This window comes from Nitrospirota bacterium (genome assembly GCA_035516965.1).
Lineage (GTDB): Bacteria > Nitrospirota > UBA9217 > UBA9217 > UBA9217 > MHEA01.
Map to the genome: position 1 here is coordinate 1 of DATIZR010000094.1, position 10,705 is coordinate 10,705.

At 55.0% G+C, this 10,705-nt stretch carries 9 protein-coding genes; 7 read left to right on the top strand and 2 right to left on the bottom strand.

The features are described from left to right. From VL197_14460 to VL197_14470, 3 genes are all read left to right on the top strand, one after another. Window positions 1–278 (top strand): hypothetical protein (locus tag VL197_14460; protein HUJ19182.1); only part of this gene is annotated, 278 nt, incomplete at its 5' end. Between the two features lie 200 nt (window positions 279–478). Next, a complete protein-coding gene (locus VL197_14465) occupies window positions 479–1,174 on the top strand; it encodes a hypothetical protein (protein HUJ19183.1) in 696 nt (231 codons plus the stop codon). A gap of 295 nt (window positions 1,175–1,469) precedes the next feature. After that, window positions 1,470–2,762 carry an IMP cyclohydrolase gene (locus tag VL197_14470; GenBank protein HUJ19184.1) on the top strand — a complete coding sequence of 431 codons (1,293 nt, stop codon included), beginning with the start codon at window positions 1,470–1,472 and terminating at the stop codon, window positions 2,760–2,762. 421 nt (window positions 2,763–3,183) lie between these two features. Here VL197_14470 and VL197_14475 read toward each other — a convergent pair whose 3' ends face one another. Further along, entirely contained in the window at window positions 3,184–3,963 is a 780-nt protein-coding gene (locus VL197_14475; protein HUJ19185.1) for a patatin-like phospholipase family protein, read from the bottom strand. A 302-nt stretch (window positions 3,964–4,265) separates the two neighbouring features. Continuing rightward, window positions 4,266–4,868, bottom strand: coding sequence for a hypothetical protein (locus VL197_14480; GenBank protein HUJ19186.1), 603 nt, complete (start codon window positions 4,866–4,868; stop codon window positions 4,266–4,268). A 298-nt stretch (window positions 4,869–5,166) separates the two neighbouring features. On the opposite strand from VL197_14480, the gene VL197_14485 reads away from it, so the two are divergent. From VL197_14485 to VL197_14500, 4 genes are all read left to right on the top strand, one after another. Beyond that, window positions 5,167–6,429, top strand: coding sequence for a CBS domain-containing protein (locus tag VL197_14485; protein HUJ19187.1), 1,263 nt, complete (start codon window positions 5,167–5,169; stop codon window positions 6,427–6,429). A 154-nt stretch (window positions 6,430–6,583) separates the two neighbouring features. Next, window positions 6,584–7,807, top strand: a complete 1,224-nt coding sequence (locus VL197_14490) for a divalent metal cation transporter (GenBank protein ID HUJ19188.1) — start codon at window positions 6,584–6,586, stop codon at window positions 7,805–7,807. Window positions 7,808–8,137: 330 nt separating this feature from the next. Further along, the gene (locus VL197_14495; protein HUJ19189.1) at window positions 8,138–9,028 is read left to right on the top strand and encodes a transporter substrate-binding domain-containing protein; all 891 of its coding nucleotides are present in this window, start codon (window positions 8,138–8,140) and stop codon (window positions 9,026–9,028) included. Window positions 9,029–9,088: 60 nt separating this feature from the next. Further along, window positions 9,089–10,705, top strand: a 1,617-nt coding sequence (locus VL197_14500; protein HUJ19190.1) for a PAS domain S-box protein, incomplete at its 3' end; no start/stop codon positions are given.

Sequence of the window (10,705 nt, forward strand, 5' to 3'; positions counted from 1 at the left end):
GAAATGTGTCGGGTTTCGCTCCGCTCTACCCGGCCTACTTGCTAGCTATCCAATCAGAATCATTAAATGATTCAACCTCTGATGATTCTACTCGGTCAGAAATCAAGAAAAGAAGAGAAATTGCATTCGCATGCGGAGCACACACTGTCGATATATCAGAATCAGATGTGACAGAAGGAATGGATCAGCAATATTACGATATTCTCTTTGTAAGGGGTGAAGTCGCCGCCCAAGAATCTATTGCGGATTTTGTAAAACGGAAACGTCAAGGAAAGTAACCTGCGCCTCGACAGCGACGCGTCTTAAGCGGCGCGTCAGGCGCGCGTTCTCCCGGCGCTTCGCGCCGCATTATTTCCGAACGACATCTGACACCAATAGCTGTCGCCAATGAACAACACTGTATTACTCAGGGCTTACTATTCCTACAAACAATTATTGCGCTTTATTTATTAGGGTGCAGCCGGTTATGGAGGACTTAGTGAAGATAAAAACGTTGTGCAGACGGGCGTGTCAAGCTGCGAGTAAAATATTTACCTTTACGCCGTTATTAATTAGTACGGCAATGATGTGCGTTTGCCTTTCATCAGCGCAAAATGCCGACGCGCTGGGCGTTCAGTACCAGTTCGGCTGGGGAAATGACCTAGATGCCGATCTGCTCAGATTGGGATATGTCCGCTCTGAGCTGAATATCATTCTTCATGACGACGAGTTATTCGATGTGTTCATCGGTGGTGAGCATGCTTCATCTGAACACCAGAATTTAATACGTTTCGGCGGTGACGGTTCGATCGATTCTTCTTATGTGTACAACGCGGCTGTTTTTGGTATACATGTCAAACCGTTTGAAAAACGTCGTATGAATCCCTATCTGACACTGGGTGCTCTGAGTGGGAAAGTCCACTACAGCGCAAAACCTAACGACTCAACCGTTGAAATTCTTTCTCTTTCAAGAGATAAAGCGTCGTATACAACATATCGTGCCGGACTCGGCTTAAACATCGTTGTTATCAGTAACCTTGCAATAGAAGTGGAGGCCACTTATACAGGCGGAGTACCGGCGGTCCACGCCACGGTCACGGACCCCTCGGGTCCCGTCGGAAACAGATCAGATAGAATAATGTTTGATGGTTCTCCTATCATAAATATTGCCCTGGGCATACGATACATGTTTTGACTGTCCGGCTCTGCCCACGGTTGTAGTCCCTAGAATGAGCAGAACTACGCGTATAGCAATGCAAAGCCCGATAAATTAACTTGTCGTTCCAGGCCGACCGCTTCGCGGCGTGTGAACTCATTGTTAATCCACATTTCTACTGGAAATGTACAGAATTATGGCCTAGTTTTCGCTGCATAGTTGGAGGTGAAGCATGGCAACGAATTGCGTTTACGATAGCTGTCATTGTAAATAGTGTTCACTACAGCTCACCTTTGAACAGCTGTCTTCAGACATCTGAAACCTGGAGGATTCCATGTCCGACATCAAAAAGATGTACAAGACCATCATGGCAGATCATTTTCCGACGGAAATGATCATCCAGTTTGGCGAGCAGAAGCTTCTCTACCGGAAGCGGTCATGGAAGCTTGTTGACGAAGGCACCGGGGAGTTGATCGAGAAGGGCCTTCGCTACGGGGAGAATCCCGACCAACAGGCTGCCATGTACCAGTTGGTGAGCGGCAACCTGGTGCTTGCCGGTGCGAAGTTCATCGAACCCGGTAACGGCCTCGTGAGCGCGATCACCGAGGAGCAGATGCTCCAGGCGGGAAAGCATCCGGGCAAGACCAATTTCACGGACCTCGACAATGCGCTGAACATCCTCAAGTTCCTCATGGACCGGCCGGCAGCCGCCATCATGAAGCACAACAACCCCTGCGGAGCGGCATACGGCAGGACTATCTTCGAAGCCTATGACCGGGCGAACATGGCCGACCGCATTGCAGCGTTCGGCGGGTGCCTCGTGGTCAATCGTGCTATGGACAGGCAGAGCGCAGAACTCGCGAATTCCAATTATCTGGAAGTGGTGGCTGCTCCTGACTACGAAGAGGGCGTATTCGAGATCCTGGCGAAGCGCAAGAACCTGCGCATCATCCGGCTGGAGAAGATCAGCGACCTCGCGCAGTACCGCGACAGGAGCTTTGTGGAGTTCAAGGCGCTCATCGACGGCGGGCTGATCGTCCAGCAGTCGCAGCGGAACGCGATCCGGAAGAAAGAGGATTTTCAGGAGGCGAAGACCGTTTCGAAAGGGAAGGAGTACCGGATCGAGCGGAAGCCCACGGAAAGGGAGTACGACGACATGCTCTTCGGCTGGAACGTGGAGCAGGGGATCACGTCGAATTCGGTCATCTACGTGAAGGACGGCGTTACCGTGGGCATCGGCACGGGCGAACAGGACCGGGTCGGCGTCGCCGAGATCGCGATCTTCAAGGCCTATACGAAATATGCCGATGCGCTCTGCTTCAGGAAATACGGAGTCCCCTACAAACAGTACGAACTGGAGGCGAACCAGGGTAAGCGGGACAGGGGAGCGCTCAAGGAGATCGACGAACAGACGAAGAGGAACAAGGGCGGGCTCATCGGATCCGTCATGGTTTCGGACGCCTTCTTCCCGTTCCGGGACGGCGTGGATGTGGGCATCAAGGAGGGGATATCGGCGATCGTCCAGCCCGGCGGTTCGGACAGGGATTTCGACGCTATCACCGCATGCAACGAAGCGAACCCCAAGGTGACCATGGTCTTTACCGGCCAGCGGGTGTTCAAACATTAAGGCGCTTTCGTGTTTTAGTTGGAAACGCTCTATCGCAATGCATGAATAAAGGTAAAACCCTTCCTCAATAAAAACTGTTTTCGCGCAAAGACGCCAAGGCGCAAAGAAAGGATAAATATCGGTGATCCCTAAATCCCCTTGATTAAGGAGACCTTGATCTAAAACCATCTACTCCAACTATTGGAATGCTTGACAAGCTTCTGCCACAGGTTTTCTTGGCGACTCTGCGGCTTTGCGCGAGACAGCCGTTTGCAGTTTCTTTTCAACTTATTTACGAAAGAACCAACATTAATTCAGTTTTTGTCCCTGTTGTAATTAAAAACCCTCAGAGCTTGATAGCGACTGAGGGTTTTTCTATCAGCGGCGAAACAGGTTGCGCTTTCACCCTGCGCGAACGTAACGGCCACTCATGCTCCTCGGATCAAAGCAAACCTCTGATCTCCTCCAATTTATCCTCCGTTGCTTTTCGTCCCCGGCGAAGAAGCTCCTTCGCCTTCGTAAGGTCATAGATCGGGATTCCCCTGGCATTCACGTCAATGGCAACATCAGCGAGCTTTTCCTCCGTGCGCGCGTTCCTCGCCGCCCAGAGGGCCGAGAGGTGCGTGGCGATCTGAAGAATGTTGTCGTACTTGTCGGATTCCAGCGCTTTGTGGTTTACATTCACGGCGACGACGCGCTTTGCGCCCAGGTCTTCCCGTGCGGTTCGGACCGGGATCTGGCTCGACACGCCGCCATCGACCAGGAGCTGATTGTTGATTTCCGTTGGAGTGAACAGGACGGGAACGCTGCAGCTGGCCTGGACCGCCCGGGAGAGAGAACCCTTCGTGATGACGACCTTCTCCGCGGTCCTCAGGTCGGTCGCTACAGCCGCGAAGGGAATGGTCAGAGAGGAAAAATTCTTGATCGGGAGGATGTCTTCCATGAAGCGGTAGATGCCGTCGCTCGACATGAGCCCCTGTTTCGGGATCCTCAGCCTGACAATGTCTTTCCACTTCGCGTGGAGGAGAATGCTCTCGATCTGCGAAAGGGGCATGCCGGCCGCATAGAGGGCTCCCACCATGCTGCCCGCGCTCGTTCCGGCGATGGAGTGAATCGGGATATTGTCCCGTTCGAGGACTTCCAGGACGGCGATATGGGCGATGCCTCTTGCGGCACCGCCTGAGAGGGCAAGGCCGATGCCGTGCTTGGGGGTGACCGGCATGGTGAACTCCGTGTAGGGCTCCCGTTCGCTACGATGCGACCCGGTGCGAAAAAAAGTCCCCGAATGCGGTGCGCAATCGGGGACGGGGAAAGCGGGGATTAGTGACTAACAAATCAAATTCTTTACAAAACGGCAAGAAAATTTCTCGCAGAGGCGCAGAGCTCGCAGAGAAAATCGAAAAATAATTCGCCATGAAAGACTTTCGGGTTTTGGTTTTAAACTCTGCGTGCTCCGCGAGAGACGCCCTTAGCCTCTGGTTTTGATCCGGCTTGTCCGGGTTAGGCAGAAGCCGGTCGATGTTCCTACTGACCTGACAGCCTCTTGATGGCATCCTTCGTGTGCGAGCCCACGTCCTCGAAAGCGTACAGGATGCAGAGATACGTCGATGAAGACTTCGGGGAGCACTCGCCGGCCACGAGCCGCTCCTCGTGGGCGGTGGCAAACTCGTTCGCCATGCGGATGATCGCCTCGCTGTCCGCGATCGTGCTGTCGACGGTGGCTTTTGCGCCGGTCACGGCTGCCTCACCGGCCTTTTTCAGGACTTCCTTGGTCTTGGTGAAGAGCCTCCCGGTCTCGAGAATCGCCTTGTCGCTGAAGAGCATGCCCTCCTTGATCCTGACGCGTGTGTTCTCCGTGATCCGTTTGATGCTCGTGGCGATCTTTTCGATGTGCGAGGGTATGGTCAACAAGGGGCGCGCGTTGCCGTTCGCACCCGAGAGCTTTGCCAGCGTGGCCGTCAGTGCATCTTCCTTCGCATGGATCTCTCCGGCCAGTTCGTCGGCCTCGTCAAGGGCGGAGATCCTGTTCTTCGCGAAGCCGTCTTCGGTCAGTTCCATCATCTCCAGCGCCTTGTGCATGATCAGATAAATGTCCTTTTTTACCTCTTTTATCGTCTGTTCCGACATGACAACCAATCTCCTTTCGGACGGCCGGCGCAAGCAGCATGTTCATTTAAAAACAGCAGAACTATATCAGAAAATCATTGATAAGACATGTTAATTTTTTTTATATTTCTATTTTTATGATTTATAGAACGTGCCGCTGCTCATGCCCTTGCCTTCTGCCCCGCGAGAGACCGCGTGCATCGGTTCTTCCAGATAAATTGTAGCATATTTTATTGTTTTGAATGGCTTTTATCTTGACTTACCCCGTGACGGCTGGTATAAACAAGGCATTCTTCATTCCCCGAACCCCGGAGCGATCATGCCTTTCTTTGCCGGTGAAATCTTTGTCAGCGACGTGTACAAGAAGCACGTGCTCGACCAGACCGGCGAAGAGATCGGCAGGCTCAGGGACATCATCATCGGCGTCGGAGAACCCTTTCCGGCCGTCACTGCGCTCGTTGTCACCGGCAGCGAAACCTACATTCTTCCCTGGGACATCATCAATCTTTTCAACCGCCGGGTCATTTCGGTCACTGCCCTTGCAAGCAACCTCACCCCTTCTGCCGTATCGCCCACGGACATCCTGATCTACCGCGACCTCCTGGACAAGCAGATCGTCGACATCAACGGCGCGAAGCTGGTGCGCGTGAACGATCTCGAGCTGGGAGATGTGAAGGGGAGGCTCTGCCTGGTAGCGGCGGACATCGGACTGCGCGGAATCCTGCGGAGGCTCGGATGGGAACGGCAGGGCGAAAAATTCCTGTCAGCCCTTCATTATCAGCTTCAGCACAAGCTCATCTCCTGGCACTATGTCCAGACCATCGAGCCGAGGCTGAACCGCCTCACGCTCACCGTCTCGCGCCAGAAGGTGTCCGGTCTGCATCCGGCCGACCTCGCCCAGATCATCAGCGAGGTGTCCCAGAAGGAGCGGAGCGCGCTCTTCGGAAGCCTTGATGTGGACACGGCGGCCGAGGCGCTGCACGAGCTCGAACCGCAGGTCCAGGCCGACATCATCGACGATCTGTCCAAGGAGCGCGCCTCCGACATCCTGGAGCGCATGCCGCCCGACGAGGCGGCGGACGTGCTCGGCGACCTTCCTGAGGCCAAGGCCCAGGAGCTCATCGGCCTCATGGAGAAGGAGGAGGCGGAGGACGTCCAGGAACTGCTGGAGCACGAGGAGGACACGGCCGGGGGTCTCATGACCACGGAATACCTTGCGTTCCCGCCTGGCATGACCGTCGGGGATGCCGTCACGGAGCTGCGGCTCGAGGCGCCCGACGTGGAGTCCGTATACTACCTGTACGTGCTCGACGACCAGGAGCGGCTTCTGGGCGTGGTCTCGCTCAAGAGCCTTATCCTGGCGTCTGCGCAGACGAGGCTCGAGGAGATCATGAAAGCACCCGTCAAGACGCTTCCGCTCGATGCCGGAGAAGAGGATGTCGCCGAATTCATCTCGAAGTACAACCTCCTGGCTGCGCCGGTCGTGGACGAAAACATGGCCATGCGCGGCATCGTCACGGTGGACGACGTGGTCGATTTCCTCCTGCCTCCGGCGTCCCGGAAAAAACGAAGAAAATTATAGGTGTTGAACGGTGCCGATCTGCCGGGTCAGGGGAGTGTGGTGCCTGTCTTCATGCTTTCCTGTACCGTCTTGACTGAGAATGGATCCAGGATGTTCGGCTGAACGTGCGGAACGGAGTTTTGCTCCAGTGACGTTATTTGAGCGGATCAAGAACATGAAACACGCCAGGATCTTTGCGGTCCTGAGCGTGATCGGCCCCGGGTTCATCGCGGGAAACGCGGGCAATGACGCGGGGGGCATCGCCACCTATTCCATTGTCGGCGCCCGGGAAGGCTACGGCCTGCTCTGGGCCCTCGTCCTCATCACGTTCGCCCTTGCCGTGGTCCAGGAAATGTCCTCTCGGATGGGCGTCGTGACCGGCAAGGGCTTTGGCGACCTGGTGCGGGAACAGTTCGGCCTGAAGGTGGCCCTCGCGGTGATGGCGCTTTTCGTTTTCGCGAACCTGACCGTCACGATTGCCGAGTTCGCCGGTATCGCGGCCAGTATCGAGCTCTTCGGGGTCAGCAAGTACCTGTCCGTTCCCCTCTCTGCTCTCGTGGTATGGTTCGTTGTCCTGAAGGGTAACTTCAAACAGGTCGAACGGTTCCTCATCACCATCAGCATGATCTACCTGACTTATGTCTTCTCGGGCTTCATGGCCAACCCGCCATGGCGGGAGGTGGCGCGCCAGATCGCGCTCCCGCACATCAGGCTGGACAAGGACTATATTCTGCTGTTCATCACCATGGTCGGGACGACCATCACGCCCTACATGCAGTTCTATCTCCAGTCGGCGGTCGTTGACAAGGGCGTGCGCATCGAGGAGTACGGGGTTGCTAAGTTCGACGTTTACGCCGGTTCGTTCATGACCATCTTTATTGCGTTCTTTATCGTTCTGGCCACAGGCACCATTCTTCATCCCGCAGGCATCGTCGTTGATTCGGCCGAAGACGCTGCCCGCGCCCTTGAACCGATAGCCGGGAATTTCGCGGCGCACCTCTTCGCAATCGGACTGCTCAACGCCTCGTTTCTTGCGGCTTTCGTGCTCCCCCTTGCCACGGCCTACGGCGTATCCGAGGCGTTCGGCTGGGAATCGGGCATCAACAAGACGTTCCGGGAAGCGCCCCAGTTCCTGGGGTTCTACACGGCCTTCATCGTCATCGGTGCGGGCGTGATCCTGCTCCCGGGAGCGCCGCTCATCAAGATCATGTTCCTGTCCCAGACGATCAACGGCATTTTGCTGCCCATCGTGCTTCTGATCATGCTCAAGCTGGTGAACAACCGGGCCATCATGGGGGAATACGTCAACTCGAAGCGGATGAACGTGATAACGTGGATCACGGTGTCAATCCTGATCCTGCTTACGGTCATGCTGCTCGTGACCAGTTTTATCATGTAGGACAGCTACTCCCGTCCTTAAGATGTCCCCAGGCATTTCCCTCACCATCTTTCTTTGTTCTAGTACTTTTATTGGAAAATTCCCTTGACTGAACGGCTCTTCTTTGCGATACTTCCCCTGTAACAATAAGTTGCAATCCTATTAAGCCTGCCTCAAGGGCCTCACATCAAGAAGCGTCCCACCGAGAATTTCATGAGGATGTTATCGCTTTGAAGATATTTTTCATTGTCGGCCGTTGTACTGCTGATCTTCGTCATGGTCAGTCTATGAAATATAAATCGGAAATGCTGCACCTGGGTCGCAAAAGGAGGAGTTATGTATGATCGTTTCATGTCATCGAAAATCCTGGCACGCCTTGCGTTCTCCCTGCTGTCCTTTATCATCGTCGTGCTGCCCTGGGAAGCTCGCTCCCAGGACCTTGATGAGATCAAACAAGCCGGAGTGCTCCGCCATCTGGGCATTCCCTATGCCAACTTCGTCACCGGCAGCGGCGACGGAATGGATGTGGACCTGGTGAAACTCTTCGCAGCGCATATCGGAGTCAGATATGAATACATCAAGACCGACTGGGACGACGCGATCGGCGATCTTACGGGGAGCCGGGTCCGGCCGAAGGGAGACGGAATCGAAGTGCTGGCCGCGGTCCCGGTGAAAGGGGACTTGATCGCAAATGGGATGACCGTCATCCGCTGGCGGCAGCAGGTTGTCGATTATTCGGCGCCCACCTTTCCCAACCAGGTCTGGCTCGTTGCACGGTCGGATTCCCCCCTCAGGCCGATCAAGCCCAGCGGCGATCTCGCGAAGGACATCGCGGCAGTCAAGGCTCTGATCCGGGACAAGTCGCTTCTCTGCAAGACAAATACGTGCCTCGATCCGTCGCTCTACAACCTCGACGCCACCGGCGCGAGGGTGATGCTCTTCAAGGGCTCGTTGAACGAACTGGCCCCGGCTGTCCTGAACAAGGAGGCGGAAGCGACCCTCCTCGATGTTCCTGACGCGCTGGTGGCCCTGCAGAAGTGGCCGGGTAGAATCAAGGTCATCGGCCCGGTAAGCGGGGTCCAGGACATGGCTGTGGCCTTTCGAAAAAACTCGCCGAAGCTGCGTGCTGCCTTTGACCGTTTCCTGGAAACGATCCGGAAGAACGGCACCCTGCGGAACATCGCTCAGAAGTACTATCCTTTCGTGATGGATTACTATGCTGATTTTTTCAAGAACAGATAGCTTCACCCCGGACGCCCGCATGACCGAATGCCGGCCAGAGATAAATGAAAGAGACCCGGTGTGAAGATAGTTAAAAATTCCATAACAGGCATTCTTATTGTCGTTGTCATCCTCCTTGCCTATGTGTCCTTTCTCCTGACGACGAACTATACTTCACAGACGAATCTTCAACATATCATCCTCGAACAGTTTCGGTCGGAGAATAGCTGGCGGGCCACCCTGGTCTCGTACTTCTTCAACGACAGGCGCCAGGCGATGCTGAACCTGGTGTCTTCGCGGGAGATAGACGTCTTTTTCGAGAACCGCGCACTCGGCATGAGCATGGAGTACGGACTGAAGCAGAGCCTTCCGCCTATCAAGGAGCGGTTCGTCGCCCTGCTCGATCGGGACCGCATCGACGGGGAGACGGTCTACCTGCAGATCGTGCTCCTTGACGAGAAGGGCGATCTCCTGGTCATAGCCTCCGCGCCTCACGGGAACATAACACTCCCCAGAGACATAAAGCAGCTGAGAGAGCCGGGTTATCGGAGCAGTGCCGTGATCGCCGATGACCGCAGCAACGCGATTCTGATTTCCACCGCCTATTTCTTTAAGGGACGTTACTCAGGCCAGATCATCGCGTGGATCAATCCCGACTATATCGATCACCACGTCATTATTCCCCCGGGCACGTCTGAGCGGAAATCGATTCTTGCGGAGTACTCGAAGGGGATATCATTTCCCTCCGTATCATGGCCTATCGTCGATGTCATGGAACGTTCGAAGGGTCTGCCGATCTGGTTCGAAGGAAAGGGACCCGGGAGAACCCGGCGGAGCATGATCGGGCTCAGCATCCCGGTTCAGGACACTCCTTTCTCTCTTGTTACGGTCGCCCCCGCCGATGCCGTCCTGGGGAAGTTGGATCCGCGTGGGCTTCTGATAGGCATGGGGATCCTGGCGATTGTCATTATCAGCGGCGGGATCTACATTGTGAGGACCATGACGCGCTCCCTGCTGCTCAGAACCAAGCTCGACACGTCCCTGGAGCACGAACAGGAGGTGCGAGGGAAAAACCTTCAACTGGAGAAAGAGATTGCCGAGCGCAAGCGGGCAGAGGAGGCTGCTCGGAAGAGCGAAGAACAGTACCGGCAGTTATTCAACAGCATCAGAGATGCCATCCTCATAACGGACAACGAACGGATCATCGTCGACTGTAATCCCGCGGTTACCGCATTGTTCGGATATACCCGGAACGAGATCGTGGGTAAACAGACGGACTTCTTATTTGCGCAGCACGAGCAATTCATCGAGCTGGGAGAATCTGTAAGAAGGCATTCCGGAAATACCCCGTTCATTTACCCCCTCATCTACAGAAAAAAAAATGGAGAGCTTTTTCCGGGAGAGGTCGCAATTTCATTCTTTACGGATAAGAACGGAGAAACGAAAGGGTATATTGGGTTAATCAAGGACATTACTGACCGCAAGCGGGCGGAAGAAGAAAGACGGGCGCTTGATGAGGAACGGCAAAAGTCGCATAAGCTCGAAGCCATCGGGACGCTGGCGGGCGGGATCGCCCACGATTTCAACAATCTGCTGCAGGGGGTGTTCGGCTATATCTCGCTGGCCATGATGAAGATCGCCCGGAAGGAAGAGCCCCTGCCTCTGCTCGAACAGGCCGAGAAGGCGCTCCATATGTCG